We start from the raw sequence: 23,256 nt of genomic DNA, 5'->3' as shown, positions 1-23,256 counted from the left end.
CCCGGGCCTGCGTGGTGGCGCTGCAGTACGAAGTGTCACTTGGCGGCCTCCACCTTCACGCGGGCGTTGGGGAACTCGCCGAACATTTCGGGCGCGTACATGGCCTCCACGCGGCTCGGGGGCAGCGCGAAGTCGCCCACGTTGTTCAGGCGCACCGTGTACTCCATCTTGACCGTGCCCTTGGGCAGGTACTGGTAGTAGCTGCGGAAGGACTCGAAGCTGCGCTCCTCGAACGCCGGCCAGCCGCTGCCGCTGCGCTTTTCACCCTGCGTAGCGATCTCGGAATCGCGGCCCAGGCCGCTGCCCAGGATGGTGGCGCCACCGGGCACCGGGTCGGTGATGGCGACCCAGGTCATGTCGGCGCTGGCGTTGACCTCCAGGGTCACGCGCAGCACGTCGCCGCGCGTGTACTGGCCGGCAGGCAGCGACTTGTTGGCCTGCTCCACCGGGGTGATGGTCTTCTTGATGGCGTAGCCGGCAGCAAATGGGGCCTTGAGCTGGATGGCCGCCACCGATTGCAGCGTGAGCCAGGGCTTGCCCGAGCCCTGGTGGGCCACGGAGAGGCTCTCCTTGCCACCCGCTGCCGCCCAGGGCAGGAACATGCTGTTGTTGCGCAGGTTGCCGGGCGCCGCCGGCGCGCCGAACCAGGTGGTCTGGTGCGCGGCGCCGCTGGCGTCGCTGGTCTTGATGCGCTCGACCTTGCTCCAGTCCACACTGGCGCTGTTGGCCCCCAGGCTGGCCTTGGTGTTGCCCGCGACCGGCGTGGCCTCGAACTTGGCCGAGAACTTCTCGAGGGCCAGGCCGCCCCAGAGGTTGGCCGTGGTGGTGTGCCAGGCACCGCCCTGCTGGCGGCTGATGAAGCCGTTGGCCAGGCGGCCCATGTCGTCCTTCCAGGTCGGATCGTCCATCACGGCCAGCATCAGGCGGGCAGTATTCACGTCGCCGTTCTGCATCAGCCACCACCAGTAGTCGTCCTGCTCGGTGCTGAAGATCAGCTTGGTTCCCTGGAAGGACAGGCGGCTGCGCAGGACCTGCATGGCTTCGGCCAGGCGCTTGTCGCGCTCGGGCACGTCGGCCACGCGGCGCAGCACGTTGACCCAGTCGATCACCGAGTGCGTGGGCCACTGGTTGGGCGCCACGGTGATGCTGCTGACCATGCGGCCCTGGGCCTTGCCGTAGCGCGACAAGGCCTCGATGGCGGCCAGCTTGCGCATGTCCAGGTCCTTGCGCGGGCTCCAGAACTCGCGCTGGATGCGGCCCTCGACGAAGGCGATCAGGCCGCGCTCCATGGGTGCACGCGCTTCATCGGGCAGCGCGAAGGCCGGGTCGATGCTGCTGGCCTCGTGCGTGGCCGCCAGCAGATAGGCCGTCAGGGTGTCGCTGCCGCGGTTGGCATCGCCGTCGCGCGGCGGGAAGTAGTTGGCCAGGCCGTCGCTGTCCAGGTAGGTGGGCAACTGGGCCACCACGGTCTGCCACAGCTTGCCGTCGCGCATGCCCACGGCCTTGCTGGTCTTTTGCTCCAGGCAGATGAAGGGGTAGTTGGCCCACCAGTCGCGCACGCCGGGCAGGCCTTCGGCCAGCTTGGGCTGCAGCGACATCTTCAGGCCGCCACGGCCGGGCAGTGCGTCGGCCGGCGGGTTCACGTCCAGGTTGAAGCTGCCGTCCACCTGCACCAGCGTGGCCTGCTGCACCGTGAGCGGAATGGCCGGGATGATGCGCTGGCGCGCCTTGAGCGCATCGCGCGCGCCACTCACCGTATCCTTGGCATCGATCTCCCAGAGGATGGCTTCGGAGCGGGTCTGCGCCAGCTGCGCCGGGGCGGTCACGTTCCAGGCCACCTCGCGCGACTCGCCCGCGGGGATGTCGATGGTCTGGGGCTTCAGGTCCAGCAGCGTGGCGCGCGGCGACACCTCGACCTTCATGGCCGCCTTGGTGGTGTTGCGCAGCGTGAGCTGGGCGCGGAACTGGTCGTCCTCACGCACCAGCGGCGGCAGGCCGCTGATGATCTGCAGGTCCTGCGTGGCGCGGATGCTGGTGCTGCCGGTGCCGAACAGGCCCACCGAGGCATCGGCCACGGCCACGATCTTGAAGGTGGTGAGCGCGTCGTTCAGGGGCACCGTCACCTTGGCCTGGCCATTGGCGTCGAGCTTGAGCGCGGGCTCCCACAGCAGCAGGGTCTCCAGCAGCTCGCGCGTCTGCGCACGGCCGCCGCCGCCGCCGGCGGGCACGGCCTTCTTGCCGTAGTGGCGCCGGCCGATGATCTCCATCTGCGCCGTGGAGGTCTGCACGCCCCAGCTGCGCCGCTGCAGCATGGATTCGAGCAGGTTCCAACTGGTGTTGGGCATCAGCTCCAGCAGCGCCTGGTCCACGGCGGCCAGGGCCACCTCGGCGTTGGCGGCGGGCTTGCCATTGGGCAAGGTGGCGGTGATGGTGACCTGCGCCTTGCCGCGCACCGGGTAGCTCTCCTTGTCGGCCACGACCTTCACGTCGATCTGGTGGGCCTTGGTGCCCACACGGATCTCGGCCAGGCCCAGGCGGAAGGCGGGCTTGGACAGGTCCACCATGGCCGTGGGGGCCTGGTATTCCTTGCCCTCGTACCAGAACGAGTTCCACCACTCGCGCGGCGACTTGAAGCCCCAGGTGAAGAAGCTGTACCAGGGCACCTCGCGCAGGCGCCCGCGCAGCGCCAGCACGCTCACGTAGACATTCGGGCCCCAGCCCTCCTCGATCTTGAGCTCGATGGTCGGGTCCTGCCCGTTGAGCTGCACCACGCGGGTGTCGATGATGCCCTCGCGCTCCACGGCCACCAGGGCCGTGGCAAAGCGGAACGGCATGCGCACCTGGAACTTGGCGGTGTCGCCCGGCTGGTAGCTCTTCTTCTCGGGCAGCAGGTCGATGCGGTCGTGGTCCTCACCGCCGAACCACAGCTCTCCCTGGCGCGTGACCCAGACCGAGGAAGCGGCTTCGCTGGTGTTGCCATCGCGGTCGCTGGCAATCGCCACCAGCTCCACCTCGCCGGCCTCGTCGAGCTTGGACTCGCACAGCAGCAGGCCGCGGCTGTCGCTCTTGCCGCTGCACACCGTGCCCAGGTCCTTGGTCTCGGTCTGGTTGTCGTAGCTATAGAAGCCGCCCACCATGCGCTTGCGCGTGGTGGTGGTGATGCGCGCCGTGGCCTTGACCTGCAGGGGCACGTCGGCCGCGGCCGACCCGTTGTGCTGCAGTGCCAGCGCCTGGAAGCGGATCTTCTGCTGGGCAGAGACCCAGCCTTCGGTCTTGATGCCGGCCACCACGCCCGCAGGCCACACGGTCTGCGTGCTGCGCAGGGTCTGCACTTCGCCATTGGGGTCGGCGTAGGTGGCCTCCATCACCAGGTCCTGGGGCTGGCGCCCCTGGGGCACGCTGTCGATGGTGACCTTGCCGGCGCCATTACGGTCCAGCGTCACGGGCAGCTTGTCGGCGATCACGCGGCTGTCCTGGCTGGCTGCAGCCTCTTCATCGTCGCTGTTGCCGTTGCTCGACTGGCCGCGCTTGCGCGGCGGGTTGAAGCTGAAGGCGTCGTAGTCGTTGTACTGCAGGGACTTGCCGCGCACCATGGCCGATACGCGCACCGGCAGGTTGGCCGCGCCGCCGCCGGCCACGTAGTTGATCTGCACGTCGGTGGGCACGGAGCGCACGCGCACCAGGGCCTTCTTGTCGGCGGGGGCAATGCGGCCTTCGAGCACCGGCAGGCGGAATTCCTCCACCCGGAACTGGCCGGTGGAAAGGCTGCGTTCATTGCCGGCGTCGGAGCGCAACTCCACCGAGTACACGCCGAGCTTGGCGGCCGGTGGCACGGCAAAGGTGTTCTGCGCGCTCAGGCCGCCCGTGGCCGTGGTGCGCCAGACCAGGGGTTGCGTGTACTGCTGGCCACTGCCGATGTGGGTGATCACCAGCGTCTCGGGCCGGGTGTCGGACACCGCGAAGCCCTTGCGCGTTTCACTGCGCAGCAGGTGCTTCATCGACACCGTCTCGCCGGCGCGCAACAGCGTGCGGTCGAAGATGGTGTGGGCGCGCTCGTTGGGGTTGGCTTCGCTGCTGGTGGGCACGTTGAAGCGCCAGGGCTCGATGCCGCGCTGCCAGTCGGTCCAGGTGAAGGCCATGTCCTCCACGTTGTCGGTGCCCTTGCTGCGCGCGCTGACGAAGTAGGAGCGCTCACCGTCCTCGCCGCACTGCTCGGGTTCGGGCGACAGGCCTTCGATGCTGGCCACGCCCTGGGCGTTGGTGGTGCCGGTGGCCAGTTCCTTGCCGGTGCAGTCGGACACGCGCACTGTGGCGCCGGCCACGGGCTGGCCCTTGTCCAGGCTGGTCACCCAGGCCAGCGCGTTCTCGCGGCCGAGCTTGAAGTGCACGCCCAGGTTGGTCACCAGTGCCGAGGTGCGCACGTACATGGTGCGGGCGTCGCCATGGCGCTCGTCCAGCAGCGAAGTGCCGAGCTTTTGCGAGGCGATCTCCACCACGTGGAAGCCGGGCGTGAGCGGAATGCCCACCACCTCGAAGGGGCGCGGGTCGTTGCTCGCGGGCTTGGGCAGGTCCAGCGTCTTCACACCGCCCTGGCCGCTCAGCAGCGAGACCATGCGCGACTGCACGTAGTCGCGCTCGTTGTCGATCACCTTGGGCAGCGGGCCCTTGGTGTCGCGGCGCGCTTCCTTGCGGTCGATGTTGTAGTTGTCGTAGCGCTTGACCTTGCGGAACCAGGCAATGATGTCCGAATCGCTCGTGGGGCGCAGGGTGCTGACCTTGCCGGCAGGAGCAGCCGGTGTGCCGGTGCCCGCCTGCAGGCCCTGCACCTTGAGGGCGGCCTCCACGTTGCGCAGGGTCACGGGCAGCAGTGCCGGGCCCTCGGGGCCTTCGGCGAAGCGCTCGACGATGCCGAAGGGTGCGGCCGCAAACTTGGCCAGTGGCGGCATGCCGCCCGTGGCCACCTTGAGCGGGAAGCTGTCGGCATTGCGCAGCGTGCGGCCCGAGGCGTCCTTGAGGTCCTTGGGCAACTCGATGGTGAAGCCGGTGTTCTCGGCCAGCGGGGCGGCGAACTGCACGCTGTTGACCAGGGCATCGGGGTTCTTGTCCTCGTCGGCGCCGCCTTCCAGCTGGGGCTTGATGGTCTCCTTGGCCGATTTCAGACGGATCGCGGCCGCCAGCTTGCGTGGCAACGGGGCGTTGAACGTCAGGGACAACGGGCGGATCGGCAGGCAGGCGGCCTGCGCGTTCTCGCGCTCGCAGTTGAATTCGGCCGAGAAGGGCTCGCGCACCTTGTAGTCGAAGCGCTTTTCCACCGCGTTGGCCACGCCGCTCGGCGTGGCCACGCCCTTGCCAAAGACGAACTGCACGCGCGAACCGGAGCTCAGGCGCCGGTTGCAGGCCAGGCTCACGTACTGCAGCGGCTGCTGCGCGGCACGCTTGTCCAGGCCCAGGGACTTGAGGATCTCGTCGCGCTGGCTGCCTTCGATGAGGCGCACGGGCACCTTCTCGCCCACGCCTTCGAGCGAGCACCAGGTGTTGGCCCTGATGCTTTCGAGGGTGGCCGGGCCATTGAGCTGCAACACGAAGGCCTGCTCTTCGTCGATCTCCTGGTAGGTACCGGGGCGCATGTTCTGCACGAACGGCCCACCGGTGTTGAACTGGAAGCTGGTGGGCCCGGTCAGCGCCGCGCCTGAGGCCGACTTGAAGCCCGCCTTGACCGCAGCGGTGCAGCGCACGCCGGGGGGCAGGTCGTTCTCGAAGTCGAAAACCCACTCCTTCTCGCCTGTCCAGCGGCCGTTGCCCTTGGTGGCGGCAGCGTCGCTGCAGCTGAGGGTCAGCGGGGCCGGGGCCTTGGGGTCGCCGAAATTGACGGCGGCCGCGTCGAACTTGGCCACCATCTGGCGCACACGGGCGACTTCACCCTGGGGGGACAGGCTCGTGATCTGCAGGGCATGGGCCGACCCCATTGCGGCCACGGTGGCCAGCAGCAGGCCGGCGGCAAACATCCAGTTCTTGGCTTTCACGCGATCCCCTCCAAAGGAACTGGCAAGCGTAACAAAACCGCATGGCATGCAGGCCTGCGTTGCAAGCACTTACGTATCCAGAGCGTGCACCACTTCACGCAGAGGCCATTTTTACGCGGCCGACAGGAGGACGGCCCATGGTCCTACCCCGTCGTGACCTTCCCTGGCGAAAGATGCTTGTTGATCCGTCCCACGACACCTTCTCTGGAGCATCCATGGCCAAGTCCCCAGCCATCCGCAAAACTGCGGATAAGCCACGTTCGACCCCTTCCACCACCCCGTCCCCAGACACCCAGCGTGGCAATGGTGACGAATTGCAACAGCAAGCCGGCGGCGATCACCCCGTCATGACCACGCAGCTGGGCATTCCGATCGCCGACAACCAGAATTCGCTGCGCGACACCCCCCGCGGGCCGACGCTGCTCGAAGACTTCATCCTGCGCGAGAAGATCACGCATTTCGACCACGAGCGCATTCCCGAGCGCATCGTGCACGCCCGCGGCACAGCCGCGCACGGCTACTTCGAGCTGACCGAGTCGTTGGCCGAATTCACCACCGCCCGCGTGCTGACCGAAGTCGGCGTGCAGACGCCCGTTTTCACCCGCTTTTCCACCGTGGCCGGCGGCGCCGGATCGGTGGACACACCGCGCGACGTGCGCGGCTTTGCTGTCAAGCTCTACACCCAGGAGGGCAACTGGGACATCGTGGGCAACAACATCCCGGTGTTCTTCATCCAGGACGCGATGAAGTTCCCCGACCTTGTGCACGCCGTGAAGATGGAGCCCGACCGCGGCTACCCGCAGGCGGGCAGTGCGCACGACACCTTCTGGGACTTCGTCTCGCTGATGCCCGAAACCCTGCACATGGTGATGTGGGCCATGAGCGACCGGACCATCCCGCGCAGCCTGCGCATGATCGAGGGCTTTGGCGTGCACTCCTTCCGGCTGGTCAACGCCGAGGGCAAAAGCACCTTCGTGAAGTTCCACTGGCGACCCAAGCTCGGCATCCAGTCCACCGTGTGGGACGAGGCCGTGAAGCTGCAGGCGGCAGACAACGATTACCACCGCCGCGACCTGTTCGAAGCCATCGAGGCCGGCAACTACCCCGAGTGGGACTTTGCCGTGCAGCTGTTCACCGAGGAAGACGCGGCGAAGTTCCCGTTCGACCACCTGGACGCGACCAAGCTGATCCCCGAGGAGCTGGTGCCCCTGCGCACCATCGGCCGCATGGTGCTCAACCGCTGGCCCGACAACTTCTTTGCCGAGACCGAGCAGGTGGCCTACTGCCCCGCCAACGTGCCGCCGGGCGTGGATTTCTCCAACGACCCGCTGCTGCAGGGCCGGCTGTTCTCGTACCTGGACACGCAGCTGTCGCGCCTGGGCGGCCCGAACTTCGCGCAGATCCCGGTCAACGCTCCCAAGTGCCCATTCCACAACATGCAGCGCGATGGCCACATGCAGATGCAGGTGCCCAAGGGCCGCGTGAACTACGAGCCCAGCAGCCTGCAGGGCGATACGCCGCGCGCCTCGCTGGCGCAGGGCTTCAAACACTTTGCTGAACGTCCCGCCGACGACGGCGCCAAGGGCCGGGTGCGCGCCGAGAGCTTCGCCGACCACTACAGCCAGGCGCGCATGTTCTTTCGCAGCCAGAGCGAGGTGGAGCAGGCGCACATGGCCTCGGCCATCGTGTTCGAGCTCTCCAAGGTGGCCACGGTGCATGTGCGCGAAGCGGTGGTGGGCCACCTGCAGCATGTGGACGCAGCCCTCGCCCAGCGCGTGGCCGATGGCCTGGGCATGGACGCCCTGCCACCCGCTCCCGCCGCCGCGGTGCAGCCACAGGACATGCCGCTTTCGCCTGCCCTGCGCATCATCGACCGCATGAAGCCCACGCTGGAGGGCCGCTGCGTGGGCCTGCTGGTGGACGATGGCTCCAACGCGAAGTCGGTTGCGACTTTCAAGAAGGCCGTGGAAAAGGCCGGTGCCACCGTGAAGATCGTGGCCCCCAAGGTGGGCGGTGCCAAGATGGACGACGGCAGCCGGCTGCCCGCCGATGGCCAACTGGCCGGCACGCCTTCCACGGTGTTCGATGCCGTGGCCTCCATCCTCTCGACGGAGATGGGCAACAAGCTCTCGCGCGAAGCCGCCGCGGTGGACTGGTTCCGCGATGCCTTCGGCCACCTCAAGGCGATCGGCGCCTGCCCAGGGTCGCAGGCCATCGTGCAGGCCGCCGGCATAGAGCCCGATGCCGGCGTGATGGACCCCAAGGACAGCAAGGCCTTCATCGCGGCCGCGCAGACACGGCAGTGGGACCGCGAGCCGAAGGTGCGCACCCTCGCCTGAAGAGCCTCCATGGCCCCCGCAACCGCTCCGTCCCCACGCAATTGGGAAATCGATGCAGCCCGGGGGCTGATGCTGCTGCTGATGACGGTGACGCATCTGCCCACGCGGTTCACCTCGCCGTTGGGCCAGCCCTTCGGCTATGTCTCGGCGGCGGAGGGCTTCGTGCTGCTGTCGGCCTACATGGCCGGCATGGTCTACGGCCGTGTGGCCTGGCGCAAGAGCGTGGCCGAGATGCACCACGCCTTCTGGCGCCGGGCCCTCAAGATCTACGCCTGCCACGCAGCGCTGCTGCTGTTCCTGTTCACCGTGATTGCCTTCATCGGCATCCGCATCGAGCAGCCTGCCGTGGTGGACCTGCTGAACTTCTACGTCAAGCAGCCGTTCACCGCGCTGGTGGGTGGGCTGCTGCTGCTTTATGAGCCGCCGCTCCTGGACATCCTGCCGCTGTACGTGCTGTTCATGCTGGCCAGCCCCTGGGTGATGGTGCTGGCCTTTGTCTGGGGCTGGCGGCCGGTGATGGTGGTGAGCGGGCTGGTCTGGTTGGCCGCGCAGTTCGGTCTGTCGCACGGGGTGTACGACGGCATCAACGCCCTCGTGCCGCTACCCGTGCCCTTCAACGAAACGGGGGCTTTCGTGATGTGGAGCTGGCAGTTCCTGTGGATGCTGGGGCTGTGGATGGGCGCCACGCGCAATGACCCGAATGCCCCGGCGTTCACGTTTCCACGCTGGTCGGTGCTGCTGGCCCTGGCCCTGGCTATCTCCCTGATGGGGTGGCGCCACCTGGTCGGGCAAATACCGTTCCATCCCGAGGGTCCGTACGCCGGGTTCAACCCCTGGTTCGACAAATGGGCGCTGGGGCCGATGCGCATGATCAACCTGTTTGCGCTGGTGGTGCTCGCCATCCACTACGGCCCTCGGCTGGCCGCCCGCATGCCGCGCCAGCGTTGGCTGGAAACGCTGGGATCGGCGTCCCTGCCGGTGTTCTGCGCGCACCTGGTACTGGTGCTCGTGGTGCTGGCGGGGCTGGGGGCGAAATACGACCGTTCCTGGGGAATGGACCTGGCCCTGCTGGCCGCAGCCTTCGCAGTGCTCTATGCGGTGGCACGCGCCACCTTGTGGCTGGAAAAGAAACCCGGGGAGGACACCACCCCGCCGGCGGTCCTGGCACCCGGACAGAAACGCCCACCCATGTACCCCCCTGCGTCCGCCCGCCAGGGGGTGCAGCCCAAGCCGCGCGACCCGCCGAAGGCCAAGGTCGCGCCGGGTTGAGGCAACTGCGGGAAGCTCAGCGGCCGGTGCTGACCTGGGCGGCCGCCAGGGCAGGTACCGCGACCACCGCAGCCGCAGCGGTTTCGTTGCCCGCCTTGCCCGGTGCAGTTTGCAGCGCGGGCTGGCCACGGCCCACATAGTCGGCAATGACCGAGCGCCACAGCCGGTAGCCGGCATCGCTCATGTGCAGGCGGTCCGGCCCGAAGAGCTCGGCCCGGGGCGCGCCCTGCAGGTCGAGCATGGGCGTGAAGATGTCGATGTAATCGCTGTTGGGCAAGCTGCGCACATAGCCTGCGAGCAGGGCATTGGCCTCGCGGGCCTTGGGCATCAGCTCGGCGCGCAAGGGGCTCGGTTTGATGGAGATATAGGCAATGCGCGTGTCGGGCAGTTCGGCACGCACGGCGGCCACAAAGCCCTCAAAACTCTCGAGCACCTGCTGGGGCGAGCGGCCTTCGGCCAGGTCGTTGTCCCCGGCATAAACGAACACCTGGCGCGGGCGGTACTGCAGTACCAACTGCTTCACGAAGTACTGGCAGTCGGCCATGGTGGAACCGCCAAAGCCGCGGTTGATGACCACCGGCACGTCGCGAAAATCCTGCGGCAACTGCGTCCAGAAGCGGATGGTGGAGCTGCCCACGAAGAGCACGCCATCCTCGGCAGGCGCCTGGGCCTTGTCGGCGGAGGCAAACGCGTCCATGCTGGCTTGCCAACGCGCATAGTGGGAGGCGGACGATGACTGTGTCGTCTTGGACCCGGGCGCCGAACCCGCAGCGCCCACGGGGGCCGGATGCACCGCAGCCGTGCTCGACACCAGCACACCCGACAGCGCAAGGCGCCGGGCGAGTTTGGAAAGGCGGGGAAATCGCTTCATGGCATGGGTTCCAGGAAGTGGCACATCGTTATCAGATGGGGCCATTTTCGGCAATTTCACCGCATCCACCCCATGTTTTACAACTTCGGCTGGCCCGTCAGGCCAATCCAGCCATGGGCACTGCCACAGCCATCCGAGTGGATGGTTCACGGCATGGTGGAGCTGTTCAGCGGCTGCGTCGCATAGGTGTGCAACTCGGCCGAGTCGGCCAGCGTGGCCTTGCCCTTGCCGGTGCGCTTGCTGGCATACAGCGCCTGGTCGGCCCGGTCGATCAGCGCCGGCAGGGCCTCGGCCGCGTCGCCCTGGAACACGGCCACACCGATGCTGACACCGATGCGCACATGCTCGCCGTTGTCCAGGCCGATGGGTGCCAGCATGTCCTGGATGACACGCTGGGCGATTTCCATCGCGGCCTGCGGCGAAGTCACCGCATTCAACACCAGGGCGAACTCGTCGCCCCCCAGCCGTGCAGCCGTGTCATTGGCACGGGCGAGCCCCGCCAGGCGCTGGCCTACCCGCACCAGCACCTGGTCGCCGCAGCCGTGTCCCATGCTGTCGTTGATGGCCTTGAAGCCATCGAGGTCAACCAGCAGCAGCGCGCCGGCACGGTGGTCGCGGTAGGCGGCCAGCACGGCCTGGGACAGGCGGTCTTCGAACAGGCGGCGGTTGGGCAGCCCGGTGAGGCGGTCGTGGCTGGCCAGCGCCAGCACCTGCTGGTGGGCACGCACCAGCCAGGCACTGAGCAGGCCCAGCAACACGGCAAACACGTACGACATGGTCACGACCAGCGCGGGCGCGCTGCCGGCGGCCTTCCAGCCACCCACGGGCACGGCGCCCAGGGTCCAGTTGCCACCCCCGGGCAAAGGCACGTCGAGCGTGGCCGGCTTGTCGTCAAACAGGGCTGCGCGACCAATGAACACGGCCCCTTGGGCTCCGGTCGCATCAAGCCCGCGGGCTGCCACCTGGAAGCCCATCTGGTCCGTGTTGAGCCCCACATCGGCAAACAGCGTATCGGCATTCACCGCAAGCGAGACGATGCCCCAATAGCGTGGCTCCGCCCCGGGGCGGGCCCCCGGCAGGCTGGTGAGGAATACCGGCGTACGGCTGACGATCCCCAGCCCGCCCTGCACCAGCGGGATCGGGCCGGCAACCACGGTACGCCGGGTCTGGATGGCGCGCTCTACCGCGCCGCGCTGCTGGGGGTTGTCCAGGTAGCGCAGGCCCAGGGCCTTTTCGTTCCCCAAGCGCGGGTAGATGTCGCTGATGACGTTGTCCGGCGCCAGCGCCAGGTTGCGGATGTTGCGCTGGCTCTCCAGCAGCCGCCCCACCACCGAGGCGAAGATCTCGGGCTCCATCTGGCCCTGCGCTGCCACGAAGGCGGCCACGGTCTCTGGCACCGACAATGTGCTCTGCAACTGCCGGTCCAGCCGGTCGCGAATTTCGAGAAGATGGGTTTGTGCACGCGCCGCGATCTCGGTGCGCGCCTTGGTGTTCGAGATGTCGATCACCAGCCAGGCCAGCAGCATGGCCAGCGCGCAACTGGCCAGTCCCACCAGCAAGGGCAGGAAGCGGGAACGCAGCCAGTGCGCTGGCAGGCGGGCGGTGGGCATAAAGGGGATGGGAGCCGGCCTGCGCAGACGGGATTACTGGGCCACGAAGCCGGTGTCCTTGATGATCTTGGTCCAGGCGGCGGTGTAGGCCTTTTCGCGCGTTGCGAACTGCGTGGGCGACATATGGCCCACGGTCAGGCCCATGGCCGTGAGGTGGTCGCGCACCTCGGGCATGGCGATCACCTTGGCCACGGCGTTCGAGAAATCCGTGACGAACTTCTGCGGCGTGCCGGTGGGGGCATAGATGCCGTAGTAGGGCAGGTCCTCGAAGCCCTTGAGGCCCAGTTCGTCGAAGGTGGGCACATCGGGCATGGCGGCCTGGCGGGCCTTGCCCAGCACGGCCACCACGCGCACCTTGCCAGCCTTGTGGTTCTCGATGAAATCGGGGATGGAGGCCACGCCGGCACCGATCTGGTTGCCCAGCATGTCGGCCATCATGGGCGCACTGCCCCGGTAGGGTGCCGACACCAGGTCGATACCGAACTTGCCGCCCACCAGCTTCACCAGGAATTCCGGGGTGGATGCCGGGGCGGGGATACCCACGGCGCCCTTGCCGCCGCCGGCGCTCTTGACCCAGCTGACGTACTCGGCAAACGACTTGGCGGGCGTACCGCCCGAGACGGCGAAGGCATTCACGAAGGTGGCGATGCCGACCACGGGCACGAAATCACGCGCGGGGTCGAAGCCGGCGTTCTTCACGACCTGGGGCAGGATGGAGATGGTGTGGTCGTGGGTGAGAAACAACACCGTGCCGTCCGCCGGGCCGGCCTTGAGGGTCTGGGCGGCGATCTGCCCGCCTGCGCCGGGCTTGTTCTCGACCACCACCGAGGTGCCGAGCTCGTCCTTGAGCTTTTCGGCCAGGGTGCGCGCGATGGCATCGGTACCACCGCCAGCGGGGAAACCCACCAGCAGCCGGATCGGCTTGGGCTGGGCCGATGCCAGGCCTGCGGCCGCAAGGCCCAGCAGCAGCGCACCGGTGCGCAGGGTGTTGACGAGAAGACGGCGGCGAGGCGAGGTCATGCGGGGGCTCCAGCGGATAGGTAATCAGATGCAACAGGCGAGGATCGTAGCCGCACGCTGCTGCGCTGTCATGCACCGCCGGTGGGCGGCTACCTCACCATGCAAGAAATACACCCAGCCAGGAGTTACGCCAGCCGTGCGCGGTGGCGCGCCAACTGGGCGCGCACCTGGGCAGGCGCGGTGCCGCCCAGGGTGTTGCGCGCATTGAGCGAGCCGCGCAGGCTCAGCGCGTCGAACACGTCCTTCTCGATCTGCGGGTGAAAGCCCTGCAGCACGGCCAGGGGCAGCTCGGACAGGTCCACCTGGTGCGAGACAGCGGCCTTCACGGCATGGGCCACGGTTTCGTGCGCGTCGCGAAACGGCAGGCCCTTCTTGACCAGGTAGTCGGCCAGGTCGGTGGCGGTGGCATAGCCCTTGAGCGCGGCCTGCTCCATCGCGGGCGCGTTGACGGTGATGCCGCCCTCCTTCTTGCCCGAGGCGGGGTTCAACTGGCCGCCGACCATCTCGGCGAAGATGCGCAGCGTGTCCTTGAGCGTGTCCACGGTGTCGAACAGCGGCTCCTTGTCTTCCTGGTTGTCCTTGTTGTAGGCCAGGGGCTGGCCCTTCATCAGGGTGATCAGGCCCATCAGGTGGCCGACCACGCGGCCGGTCTTGCCGCGCGCCAGTTCGGGCACGTCGGGGTTCTTCTTCTGCGGCATGATGGAACTGCCGGTGGTGAAGCGGTCGGCGATCTTGATGAAGCCGAAGTTCTGGCTCATCCAGATGATGAGCTCTTCGCTCAAGCGGCTCACGTGCACCATGCACAGGCTGGCGGCGGCGGTGAACTCGATGGCGAAGTCGCGGTCGCTCACGGCGTCCAGGCTGTTCTGGCACACGCCCTGCATGCCCAGGGTGCGCGCCACGCGCTCGCGGTCCAGCGGGTAGGTGGTGCCGGCCAGGGCGGCGGCGCCCAGGGGCAGCACGTTGACGCGGCGGCGCACGTCGGCCATCCGCTCGGCATCGCGCGCGAACATCTCCACATAGGCCAGCATGTGGTGGCCAAAGCTCACGGGCTGGGCCACCTGCAGGTGGGTGAAGCCCGGCAGGATGACTTCCACGTTCTGCTCGGCCACGTCCACCAGGGACACCTGCAGCTCCTTGAGCAGATCGGCGATCAGGTCGATCTCGCCGCGCAGCCACAGGCGCACGTCGGTGGCCACCTGGTCGTTGCGGCTGCGGCCGGTGTGCAGGCGCTTGCCGGCGTCACCCACGAGCTGGGTCAGGCGTGCCTCGATGTTCAGGTGCACGTCTTCGAGGTCAAGCTTCCATTCGAAGCCGCCGGATTCGATTTCCGCGCTGATCTGCGCCATGCCGCGCTGGATCGAGGCATGGTCCTCGGCGCTGATGATGCCCTGCGCGGCCAGCATGTCGGCATGCGCCAGGCTGCCGGCAATGTCGGCCTGCCACAGGCGCTTGTCGAAGAAGACGCTGGAGGTGTAGCGCTTGACCAGGTCGCTCATGGGCTCGGAAAACAGCGCCGACCAGGCCTGTGCCTTGGTGTCGAGCTGGTTGTGGGAGGGCGCGGACGGCGCGCTATTGGCTTGGCTGTTGGACATGGGAGGGCAATAATCCGGTAGTTCTGACACCCGGAACACCCGGATGCCGCAATGCAAAACACGCAAATTTTATCGACCCCGCCTCCCGACGCCGAATCGGACCCGCCCAGAGGCCCTTCGCGCAGTGGCCAGCCCCCTGCCGGAAGGGCGCTGGTGTTCGACGCCTGCCAGGTTGGCGTGGTGCTGCGGGCCGTGCTGTTCGTCGAGGTCGTGGTGGGCGTGGGCACTCTGTTCGGCGCCCAGACCCCGGCCCAGTGGCTGGCCAGCATGGCCCTGGTCACGGGCGGCGCCCTGCCGGCCACGCTGGCCTGGCTGATCACGGCCTGCAGCTTGAAGACGGTGCTGCAGAACCTGCGCACCGGCCCGCAATATGCGGCCGGCGTGGCCCTGGGGGCACTGGCGGGCCTGTACGCCTGCGCCATGCTCACGCTGGCCGGTGTGGCCGAGCGCTCGCCCTGGGTGGCCAGTGCCGCCACGGGGGCGCTGCTCGCGGCCCTGCTGGTCGCGGCCCTGGTCCTGCGTGCGCGCGGGCGCACCCCGGCGGCTACCACGGCGCGCCTGACCGAGCTGCAGTCGCGCATTCGCCCGCACTTTCTGTTCAACACGCTCAACAGCGCGATCGCGCTGGTGCGCAAGGAGCCCGCCAAGGCCGAATCGCTGTTGGAAGACCTGAGCGACCTGTTCCGCGTGGCGCTCGTCGAGCAGGGCGAATCGACCACGCTGGCCGAGGAGATCACCCTGGCGCGCCGCTACCTGGGCATCGAGGAGGTGCGCTTTGGCAAGCGCCTGCAGGTGCAGTGGAGCCTGGACCCGCGCACCGACAGCGCCCGCCTGCCGCCCCTGCTGCTGCAGCCGCTGGTGGAAAATGCCGTCAAGCACGGCGTGGAACCCAGCCCGCGCGGTGGCAAGCTCAAGGTGATGACCGAGCTGCGCGGCAACCGCGTGGTGGTGCGCATCACCAACACGCTGCCCGCCAGCGACATCCGCTACCACGACGTACCGCGCGGCCATGGCATCGCCCTGGCCAATGTGCGTGCGCGCCTGGCCCTGCTGCATGATGTGCAGGGCGAATTCACCGCCGGGGTGCTCGATGGCCTCTACCAGGTGCGCATCTCTCTGCCCGTGCAGGGCGCACCGGCCCGCGTATCCCGGCGCCCGAGGCGGCATGGCCGGCCCGCGACGCCGCCCTCCTCCACCCCGCCTCCTTCCGCTCCTACCCGCAATGCCGCGCCATGAACATCCTCATCGTTGACGACGAAGCCCTGGCCCGCAGCCGCCTGCGCACCCTGCTGGGCGACTGCGCCGAGACACTGCACACCACCGTGTCCGAAGCCGGCAACGCCGGCGAGGCCATGGCGTTGCTGGGGCCCACCGGGGGCAGCGCCTTCGACCTGGTGCTGCTGGACATCCACATGCCGGGCCAGGACGGCCTGGGCCTGGCGCACGCCCTGCAGGCGCTGGCGCGCCCACCGGCCGTGGTTTTCGTGACCGCGCATGCCGACCATGCGGTGAATGCCTTCGAGCTCGATGCGGTGGACTACCTGACCAAGCCGGTGCGGCGCGAGCGCCTGCAGCAGGCCCTGGCCAAGGTGCAGCGCACCACCCGGCCGGCACACATCCCGGCAGCCGCTTCGGCGGCCGATGGCGAGGCGCTGGTGATCCAGGACCGGGGCCGCACCGAACGCCTGCCGCTGGCCGAGGTGCTGTATTTCAAGGCCGAGCAGAAGTACGTGACGGTGCGCACCGCCACGCGCAGCTACATCATGGACGGCGCGCTGAGCGAGCTGGAGGCGCGCTACCCCACGCGCTTCCTGCGCATCCACCGCAATGCGCTGGTGGCGCGGCGCGCCGTGCGCGCGCTCGAAAAGCACTACGACCCAGAGGAAGGCGACGGCTGGGCCGTGCGCCTGCAGGGCATGACGGAGGTGCTCACCGTCTCGCGCCGGCAGGTGGCGGCCGTGCGCGAGGAACTGGCGCGCTGACCTGCGGTTAGAGGATCTCCAGCAACGTCTCTGCCGGCCGGCACAAGCGTGTGCCCAGCGGCGTGGCGACGATGGGCCGGTTCATGAGGATGGGGTGGGCCACCATGGCATCAATGAGCTGCGCGTCCGTCACACCCGGCTCGCCCAGCTTCAATTCGGCAAAAGCCGCTTCCTTGGCCCGCACCACGTCGATAACGGGCACATCCAAGGCCGCGACCAGTGACTGCAGCGCGGCGCGGTTCAGCGGGGTCTTGAGGTACTCGATGACTTCGGGCTCCACCCCGCGCTCCCGCAGCAGGGCCAGGGTGTTGCGCGAGGTGCCGCAACGGGGGTTGTGGTAGATCGTGACCATGTTCTTTTCCGCGCCTTCAATGGGCATGGGCCGCTCCACTCACAAGGGTGACGATCACCATGCCCGCGATCAGCCAGGCAATCTGGGCCACGGTCTCGCGCGCGGACAGGCGCTTTTGCAGCTGGGGAATCAGGTCGGCCAGGGCCACGTAGATGAAACTGCTCGATGCCACGGCCAGGAAGTAGGGCAGCAGGTCCTGCAACTGCCCCACGAGGTAGTAGCCCACAAGGCCGCCCAGTGCCGTGACGGCGCCCGCCAGCGACACCTTGACCAGCGCCATGCGGCGGTTGGGGCTGGTCTGGCGCAGCACCACCAGGTCGCCCATGTGGTGCGGCACCTCGTGCGCGAGCACCGAGACGGCGGCGATCATGCCCAGACGGATGTCGGCCATGAAGGCCGATGCGATCAGGATACCGTCACCAAAACAGTGCACGCTGTCGCCCGTGAGCACGGCCCAGCCGCCCGTGCGCGGGGCACCGTGGTGATGATGGTGGTGCTCATGCCCATGGGCATGGTCGTGTTCCGCGTGCGGGGTCGGTTCCGGCGCCGCGTGGCTGTGCTCATGCCCGTGGTGCCAGAGCTCCGCCTTGTCCAGCAGGAAGAAGAAGACCACGCCGATCAGCAGCGTGGCGAACAGGTCGTGTGCTCCGGCCTGGCTCTCGAAGGCCTCGGGCAAGAGGTGCATGAAAGCCGTGGCCAGCAGCGCGCCGGCCGCCAGGCTCAAGAGGTGCTGGGGGCCCACGCTGTCCGTGCGACCGCCGAGGCCCATGCGCATGAGCAGCGCGGCCAGCCACACGCTGCCGATGCCGGCAGCCAGGGTGGCGAGGATGATTGCTATCAGAGTCATAGCTGTATGTGACCGTCCATTGAGCGATAGGTAGATGTTCTTATGTCAATCGGGGGGCACCGCGGGCTTCCGGCCGGCGCTGGGCAGCCCCTTGCGGGGATGGGCCTGCATCGGCGTGAAAAAAGCCGCCCCTGAAGACAGGGGCGGCTGATTGTAGGAGAGCGGTCGGTCAGACGACGCCGTTCGCCTTGAACCAGGCCAGTGCACGCTTCCAGCCATCGTCGGCCGCTTCCTTGCGGTAGCTGGGGCGGTAGTCGGCATGGAAGGCATGCGGCGCGTCAGGGTACACCACGAATTCCGAAGCCTTGGCGGCGGCAGTGCCACCGGCCAGGGCAGCTTTCATCTTATCAATCGTGTCAAGGGGGATGCCGGTGTCTTTTTCACCGTACAGGCCGAGCACCGGCGCCTTGAGGATGGGCGCGATGTCCACGGGGTGCTTGGGCGTGAGGTCGCTGGCCTGGCCCACGAGGCGGCCATACCAGGCCACGCCGGCCTTGACCGGGCCGTGCGCTGCATACAGCCAGGTGATGCGGCCACCCCAGCAAAAGCCGGTGATGCCGATGCGCGCAGCGTCGCCACCGTTGGCGGTGGCCCAGGCCACGGCGCCGTCGAGGTCGGCCATCACCTGCGCATCGGGCACCTTGGAGACGATCTCGGCCATGAGCTTGGCGGCCTCGGTGTACTTGGAGGCATCGCCTTGGCGCGCATACAGATCCGGGGCGATGGCCAGGTAGCCGGCCTTGGCGAAGCGGCGGCAGGTGTCGGCGATGTACTCGTGCACGCCGAAGATCTCCTGGATCACCAGCACCACGGGCAGGCCGGTCTTGCCTGCGGGGGCCGCGCGGTAGGCGGGCACCTTGAAGCCGCCCACGGTGAAGCTGATCTCGCCCGCCGTCAGGCCATCGGCAGGGGTGGCAATGGCTGTCTGCGCCATCAGCGGCGCGGCGGCGGCGGCATAGCCCAGGCCGATGGCCGTCTGCAGGGCCAGGCGGCGCGTGGCACCGGCTTCGGTGGTACGGCCGGGCAGCAGGGCCTCGGTATCCTGTCGGTGGTCGTCGCTCAGCATCGTTGATCTCCAATGGGTAAATGGGACAGGGCGAGCGCGCAGTCTAGGCGGTTTGCGCGGCAGCTGCCAACGCCGCACCTTCTGGACGGCCTTTTGCCCCCTTGCCTACTGGGGGACGTAGTCGGTCGGGTACTTGAGCGAATCCACGAGCAGGTGCGGCATGCGCATGCCCAGGTTGATGCCGCGCGGCGGGATGGGCGCGGTGAACCATTTGCCGTAGAGGCGGTGCAGCTCCCGCGTCTGGATGAGGCGGCGCAGCTCCGCATCCACCACCGCCTTGAGCTCGGGGTTGTTCTTCTCGAAGGCAATGGCATAGGGCTCGATGGTCATGGGCTTGCCGATCACCTTGAGGTCCTCGGGCCGGCCGTGGCTGGCGCGCAGGCCGAACAGCAGCACATCGTCCATGGCAAAGGCTTGCACCTTGCCTTGCACCACCCAGGCAAAGCCCTGCGCGTGGTCCGCTGCCGGCTCGACGCGGATGCGCACGGACTTGGCCAACGCCTCCTTGGCAAGCGAGTCGATGTTGGTGGTGCCGGTGGTCGAGGCCACGACCTTGCCATCCAGGTCCTCGATGCGCTCGTAGGGCTGGCTGCTGAGCACCACCATGCGCGAGGACGCGACAAAGTGCGGGATGGTGAAGGCCACGCGCTGGCGGCGTGCCGCAGTGTTGGTGGTGGAGCCGCATTCGAGATCGACCTCGCCCTTTTCGATGGCGTCGAACCGGGTGCTGGACGTGACCTGGCGGTAGTCCACCCGGGTCTCGCGCAACTGGAGATGCCGGCCCAGTGCCTGCGCAATGCTCCGGCAGACATCGACGCTGCAGCCCATGGGCACGCCATCGGCCACATAGGACAGGGGCATTGACGATTCGCGGTGCCCGATGACTACGCTGCCGCGTGCCTGGATGCGGTGCAGCGCACCGCCGGGCGGCTTGGCGGTGGCAGGGGGCGGTATCTGCGCTGGCGCGCTGCCTGCCGCTGCGGCCAGCAGGCACAGGGCCCATTGCGCAGGCATGCGGGCACACCGGCGGCTCCACAACGCATGGGATGCCAAAGTCATGTCGAGATCACCTTGAAAAGGGGCAGCCGGCCTGTGCAGCGCGGGCTTGCGGGAGCAACGGCAGCCGCACTGCCGAGGGGGGAAGGCCCGGAATCAGGCGGCTGCCGGCACCGTGTCCACCAGGTAGGCCTGGCGCGCCAGCGCAGCCGCCAGCACGGCCGAGGGATTGACCAGCGACAAACCTGGCAGCGCCGGGCTTTCCTCCAGCGCCAGCGGTATCTCCGTGCAACCCATGACCAGGGTGCCGATGCCATGGCGCTGCTGTAGCGCGAGGGCCACCGACCCGAAGCGCTCACGCGCCAGGGCATAGTCGCCCGCCTTCACCCCGTCGTAGATGCCCTGCATGAGCTCTTCGCGTTCGGCCAGGGTGGGCAGGCAGCAGGCGATGCCCGCCCGCTCCAGCTCGCCCTGGTACAGCCCGGCGTCATAGGCGCCGCGTGTGGCCAGCAGGCCCACGCCGCGCACCTGGCGCGCCGCCAGGCCGGCCACCACCTCCTGCACGCCATGCAGCACCACCAGCTGCGGAAAGCGCTGCTGCAGCAGGCCGTGCCAGGCATGGGCCGTGTTGCAGGCGATGGCCACCGCGCGGGCGCCCAGCGCTGCCAGGCGGCCGGTGGCCTGCAGCATGGGCTCGGCCGGCTGGTGCGCGCCCTGGCGGGTGTCGCCAAGGGCATTCGTGCGGTCGGGGATGGGCACCTGCGCCAGCCAGTGCTCCGGGTAGGCCTGGTCGTGCACGGGAATGCCCAGCTGCGCCATGCGCTCGCCGCAGGCCTGCACGAACAGGCGCGCGAAATCCGCGCCCGCCGCCGGCCCCATGCCGCCCAGGATGCCCACCGTCTGCGTGGCGGGGCGATGGCTTGACAACATGCTCGGGGGCTCCTTCAGATGGCCGGCTTGTCGCTCTGGGCGGTGAGGTTGTCTCGCAGCTCCTTGCCCATGGGCAGCTTGAGGTTCTGGCCGCGCGGCGCGATCGGCGACATGAACCACTTGGTGTAGAGCTTCTCGAACTCGCCGGACTTCATCAAGCCGCCGATGACGCCGTTGACCAGGGCCTGGAACTGCGGGTCGTCCTTGCGCAGCATGCAGGCATAGGGCTCGACCTGCAGCGCGTCGCCCACCACGTCCCACTCGGCCGGGTTGCGCGCATTGGCCATCAGGCCGTAGAGCAGGATGTCGTCCATGGCAAAGGCTTCGGCGCGGCCGGTGTCCACCAGCAGCAGCGAATCCTCGTGGTCCTTGCCCATCAGCACTTCCATGTCGAGCTTGTTGTCGCGGTCGTACTTGCGCACCACCTGGGCATTGGTGGTGCCCGAGGTGGTGGAGATCTTGCGCTTGGCCAGGTCGCCGAAGCCCTTGATGCCCGAGCTCTTCTTGGTCAGCAGGCGCGTGCCGGTATAGAAATAGTTGGTGGCGAACTGCAAGTCCTTGCCGCGCACGCTGTTGTTGGTGGTGGAGCCGCATTCCAGGTCCACCGTGCCGTTCTGCACCAGGGGGATGCGGTTGAGCGAGGTGACGGGCTGCAGCTCGACCTTGATGGCCGGGTTGTTCAGGCGCTTCTTCACGGCGTCGGCTACGGCGTTGGAGATATCCACCGCAAAGCCCACAGGTTGGCCCGGGCCTGCCAGGTAGCTAAAGGGCACGGACGACTCGCGGTAGGCCAGCGTGATCTTGCCGGTGTCGGCGATCTTCTTGAGCGTGTCGGCACTGGCGATGGAACAGGCCAGGAGGCCGGTGGCCAGCAGGGCGGCACGGGTGACGGCGGACAGTCGCATGGAATTCCCTTCGTGAGGTGGTGGATGATGAGAAAGAAAAAGGCAAGGCGTGAACGCACTGTAGGAACTTGCCCGCGCTTTGAACAATTCATTTCACCGGGGAGGCCATGCCGGAAAGTTATGCCTGGGGCATACCCGCCCCATAACCTCCCGTCATGGCCCCCATGCGCAACGGCATTGTTCAAACCCGGCGCCGGCTTCTACAGTGGCCGCCAGAGCAACCAACCAAAGCAAAGAGCATGCAGGTATGTGTATTGGGCGCGGGCATCGTGGGGCTGGCCACCGCATACGCGCTGCGCCAGCGCGGCATGGAGGTCACCGTGATCGACCGGGGCGCACCCGGCGAAGGGGCCAGTGGCGGCAATGGCGCACAGCTGAGCTACAGCTATGTGCAACCCCTGGCCGACGCCGGCATCTGGCGGCAACTGCCCAGCCTGCTGTTCTCGGCCGACTCCCCCCTGTCCTTGCGCCCGCAGTGGGACCTGCACCAGTGGCGCTGGGGCCTGCAGTTCCTCGCGGCCTGCAACCGCACCACCTCGGCGCGCAGCACGGTCGAGCTGCTGGGCCTGGCTGCGCTGAGCCGCGAGCGCTTCGACGCCATGCTGCAGGCCGAGCAACTGGCATGCGATTTCTCCGCCACCGGCAAGCTGGTGCTCTACGGCACCGCCGATGCGTTGGGCGCAGCGCGGCGGCAGATGGAACTGCAGCGCGCCTTCGGCAGCCTGCAGGAAGCCGTGGATGCCGCGCGCTGCGTGGCACTGGAGCCGGCGCTGGCCCACTACCAGGGCCGCATCGCGGGCGCCATCTACACCCAGAGCGAGTGCGCGGCCGACTGCCTGCAGGTATGCCAGGGCCTGCACTCCCTGCTGGCCGCGCGCGGTGTGCGCTTTTTGCTGGGTACCGATATCCAGGGCTTTGCCACCGGGCAGGGCCGCATCCAGGCGGTGCGCACCCGCCTGGGGAATGTGGAGGCCGACCACTTCGTGCTGGCCCTGGGCAGCGCCAGCCATGGCATGGCGCGCACGCTGGGCATGCACCTGCCGGTGTACCCGCTCAAGGGCTACAGCATCACGCTCGATGCCAGCGATGCACCGGGGGCGGCACCGCACGTGAGCGTGACCGACGCGGCGCGCAAGGTGGTGTTTGCGCGCATCGGCCAGCGCCTGCGCGTGGCGGGCATGGCCGAGCTGGTGGGGCACGACACACGCATACCGCCCGAGCGCATAGAAAGCCTGTGCGCCGCCGCACGCGCCGTGTTCCCGCACTGCAGCGATTTTGAAGCGACGCGGCCCTGGACTGGCATGCGCCCCGCCACGCCCACCGGCCTGCCGGTGGTGGGGCGCCACGCGGGCGCACCGGCCAACCTGGTGCTCAACACCGGGCATGGGGCGCTGGGCTTCACCCTGGCCTTCGGCACGGCGGCACGGGTGGCCGAACTGCTCGCGCGCTGA

General features: G+C 68.1%; 16 protein-coding genes. 5 read left to right on the top strand and 11 right to left on the bottom strand.

Going from position 1 to position 23,256, the window contains the following annotated elements:
• Positions 1-35: 35 nt before the first annotated feature.
• Entirely contained in the window at positions 36-6,005 is a 5,970-nt protein-coding gene (locus tag ACSQ9E_RS03365; protein WP_436220179.1) for an MG2 domain-containing protein, read from the bottom strand.
• 233 nt (positions 6,006-6,238) lie between these two features.
• Between ACSQ9E_RS03365 and ACSQ9E_RS03360 the strand changes: the two genes are divergently transcribed.
• Both ACSQ9E_RS03360 and opgC read left to right on the top strand, forming a co-directional pair.
• Positions 6,239-8,362, top strand: a complete 2,124-nt coding sequence (locus tag ACSQ9E_RS03360) for a catalase (RefSeq protein ID WP_057202056.1) — start codon at positions 6,239-6,241, stop codon at positions 8,360-8,362.
• 9 nt (positions 8,363-8,371) lie between these two features.
• The gene (gene opgC, locus ACSQ9E_RS03355) at positions 8,372-9,631 is read left to right on the top strand and encodes an OpgC domain-containing protein (RefSeq protein ID WP_057202055.1); all 1,260 of its coding nucleotides are present in this window, start codon (positions 8,372-8,374) and stop codon (positions 9,629-9,631) included.
• 16 nt (positions 9,632-9,647) lie between these two features.
• Here the strand turns inward: opgC and ACSQ9E_RS03350 are convergent, their stop codons facing one another.
• The 4 genes from ACSQ9E_RS03350 to argH form a co-directional block, all read right to left on the bottom strand.
• Entirely contained in the window at positions 9,648-10,502 is an 855-nt protein-coding gene (locus ACSQ9E_RS03350; protein WP_057202054.1) for an SGNH/GDSL hydrolase family protein, read from the bottom strand.
• 146 nt (positions 10,503-10,648) lie between these two features.
• Positions 10,649-12,112 carry a diguanylate cyclase domain-containing protein gene (locus ACSQ9E_RS03345; protein WP_057202053.1) on the bottom strand — a complete coding sequence of 488 codons (1,464 nt, stop codon included), beginning with the start codon at positions 12,110-12,112 and terminating at the stop codon, positions 10,649-10,651.
• A gap of 33 nt (positions 12,113-12,145) precedes the next feature.
• Positions 12,146-13,132, bottom strand: a complete 987-nt coding sequence (locus ACSQ9E_RS03340; protein ID WP_057202052.1) for a Bug family tripartite tricarboxylate transporter substrate binding protein — start codon at positions 13,130-13,132, stop codon at positions 12,146-12,148.
• Between the two features lie 125 nt (positions 13,133-13,257).
• A complete protein-coding gene (argH, locus tag ACSQ9E_RS03335; protein ID WP_057202051.1) occupies positions 13,258-14,727 on the bottom strand; it encodes an argininosuccinate lyase in 1,470 nt (489 codons plus the stop codon).
• Between the two features lie 51 nt (positions 14,728-14,778).
• On the opposite strand from argH, the gene ACSQ9E_RS03330 reads away from it, so the two are divergent.
• Together ACSQ9E_RS03330 and ACSQ9E_RS03325 are read left to right on the top strand one after the other, a co-directional pair.
• Complete coding sequence (locus tag ACSQ9E_RS03330) at positions 14,779-15,963, top strand: sensor histidine kinase (protein WP_057268411.1); 1,185 nt, start codon at positions 14,779-14,781, stop codon at positions 15,961-15,963.
• Positions 15,960-16,709, top strand: a complete 750-nt coding sequence (locus ACSQ9E_RS03325) for a LytR/AlgR family response regulator transcription factor (RefSeq protein ID WP_427999651.1) — start codon at positions 15,960-15,962, stop codon at positions 16,707-16,709. Before ACSQ9E_RS03330 ends, ACSQ9E_RS03325 begins: the two co-directional genes overlap by 4 nt.
• 7 nt (positions 16,710-16,716) lie before the next feature.
• On the opposite strand, the gene arsC is transcribed toward ACSQ9E_RS03325, so the two are convergent.
• From arsC to ACSQ9E_RS03295, 6 genes are all read right to left on the bottom strand, one after another.
• Positions 16,717-17,088: an arsenate reductase (glutaredoxin) gene (gene arsC, locus ACSQ9E_RS03320; RefSeq protein WP_057268410.1), complete on the bottom strand. Its 372-nt coding sequence runs from the start codon at positions 17,086-17,088 to the stop codon at positions 16,717-16,719.
• Positions 17,078-17,908 carry a ZIP family metal transporter gene (locus ACSQ9E_RS03315; RefSeq protein ID WP_057202047.1) on the bottom strand — a complete coding sequence of 277 codons (831 nt, stop codon included), beginning with the start codon at positions 17,906-17,908 and terminating at the stop codon, positions 17,078-17,080. Before ACSQ9E_RS03315 ends, arsC begins: the two co-directional genes overlap by 11 nt.
• A 169-nt stretch (positions 17,909-18,077) precedes the next feature.
• The gene (locus ACSQ9E_RS03310) at positions 18,078-18,974 is read right to left on the bottom strand and encodes a dienelactone hydrolase family protein (protein ID WP_057268409.1); all 897 of its coding nucleotides are present in this window, start codon (positions 18,972-18,974) and stop codon (positions 18,078-18,080) included.
• A 105-nt stretch (positions 18,975-19,079) separates the two neighbouring features.
• A complete protein-coding gene (locus ACSQ9E_RS03305) occupies positions 19,080-20,033 on the bottom strand; it encodes an amino acid ABC transporter substrate-binding protein (RefSeq protein ID WP_436216916.1) in 954 nt (317 codons plus the stop codon).
• A 93-nt stretch (positions 20,034-20,126) separates the two neighbouring features.
• Complete coding sequence (locus tag ACSQ9E_RS03300) at positions 20,127-20,900, bottom strand: aspartate/glutamate racemase family protein (RefSeq protein WP_436216915.1); 774 nt, start codon at positions 20,898-20,900, stop codon at positions 20,127-20,129.
• A gap of 14 nt (positions 20,901-20,914) precedes the next feature.
• Positions 20,915-21,805: an amino acid ABC transporter substrate-binding protein gene (locus ACSQ9E_RS03295; protein WP_436216914.1), complete on the bottom strand. Its 891-nt coding sequence runs from the start codon at positions 21,803-21,805 to the stop codon at positions 20,915-20,917.
• A 239-nt stretch (positions 21,806-22,044) separates the two neighbouring features.
• On the opposite strand from ACSQ9E_RS03295, the gene ACSQ9E_RS03290 reads away from it, so the two are divergent.
• A complete protein-coding gene (locus tag ACSQ9E_RS03290) occupies positions 22,045-23,256 on the top strand; it encodes a D-amino acid dehydrogenase (protein WP_436216913.1) in 1,212 nt (403 codons plus the stop codon).

The organism is Acidovorax sp. LjRoot118 (assembly GCF_964253575.1).
In the GTDB taxonomy this organism is placed as follows: Bacteria; Pseudomonadota; Gammaproteobacteria; order Burkholderiales; family Burkholderiaceae_C; genus Acidovorax.
Note: the sequence above shows the minus strand (reverse complement) of the source record. Positions and strands in the feature narration are given on the sequence as shown.

Bases quoted from the DNA above. Each gene is read 5' to 3' on its own strand.
- ACSQ9E_RS03365 (WP_436220179.1), bottom strand. From the start codon at position 6,005: ATGTTTGCCGCCGGCCTGCTGCTGGCCACCGTGGCCGCAATGGGGTCG.
- ACSQ9E_RS03360 (WP_057202056.1), top strand. From the start codon at position 6,239: ATGGCCAAGTCCCCAGCCATCCGCAAAACTGCGGATAAGCCACGTTCG.
- opgC (WP_057202055.1), top strand. From the start codon at position 8,372: ATGGCCCCCGCAACCGCTCCGTCCCCACGCAATTGGGAAATCGATGCA.
- ACSQ9E_RS03350 (WP_057202054.1), bottom strand. From the start codon at position 10,502: ATGAAGCGATTTCCCCGCCTTTCCAAACTCGCCCGGCGCCTTGCGCTG.
- ACSQ9E_RS03345 (WP_057202053.1), bottom strand. From the start codon at position 12,112: ATGCCCACCGCCCGCCTGCCAGCGCACTGGCTGCGTTCCCGCTTCCTG.
- ACSQ9E_RS03340 (WP_057202052.1), bottom strand. From the start codon at position 13,132: ATGACCTCGCCTCGCCGCCGTCTTCTCGTCAACACCCTGCGCACCGGT.
- argH (WP_057202051.1), bottom strand. From the start codon at position 14,727: ATGTCCAACAGCCAAGCCAATAGCGCGCCGTCCGCGCCCTCCCACAAC.
- ACSQ9E_RS03330 (WP_057268411.1), top strand. From the start codon at position 14,779: ATGCAAAACACGCAAATTTTATCGACCCCGCCTCCCGACGCCGAATCG.
- ACSQ9E_RS03325 (WP_427999651.1), top strand. From the start codon at position 15,960: ATGAACATCCTCATCGTTGACGACGAAGCCCTGGCCCGCAGCCGCCTG.
- arsC (WP_057268410.1), bottom strand. From the start codon at position 17,088: ATGCCCATTGAAGGCGCGGAAAAGAACATGGTCACGATCTACCACAAC.
- ACSQ9E_RS03315 (WP_057202047.1), bottom strand. From the start codon at position 17,908: ATGACTCTGATAGCAATCATCCTCGCCACCCTGGCTGCCGGCATCGGC.
- ACSQ9E_RS03310 (WP_057268409.1), bottom strand. From the start codon at position 18,974: ATGCTGAGCGACGACCACCGACAGGATACCGAGGCCCTGCTGCCCGGC.
- ACSQ9E_RS03305 (WP_436216916.1), bottom strand. From the start codon at position 20,033: ATGACTTTGGCATCCCATGCGTTGTGGAGCCGCCGGTGTGCCCGCATG.
- ACSQ9E_RS03300 (WP_436216915.1), bottom strand. From the start codon at position 20,900: ATGTTGTCAAGCCATCGCCCCGCCACGCAGACGGTGGGCATCCTGGGC.
- ACSQ9E_RS03295 (WP_436216914.1), bottom strand. From the start codon at position 21,805: ATGCGACTGTCCGCCGTCACCCGTGCCGCCCTGCTGGCCACCGGCCTC.
- ACSQ9E_RS03290 (WP_436216913.1), top strand. From the start codon at position 22,045: ATGCAGGTATGTGTATTGGGCGCGGGCATCGTGGGGCTGGCCACCGCA.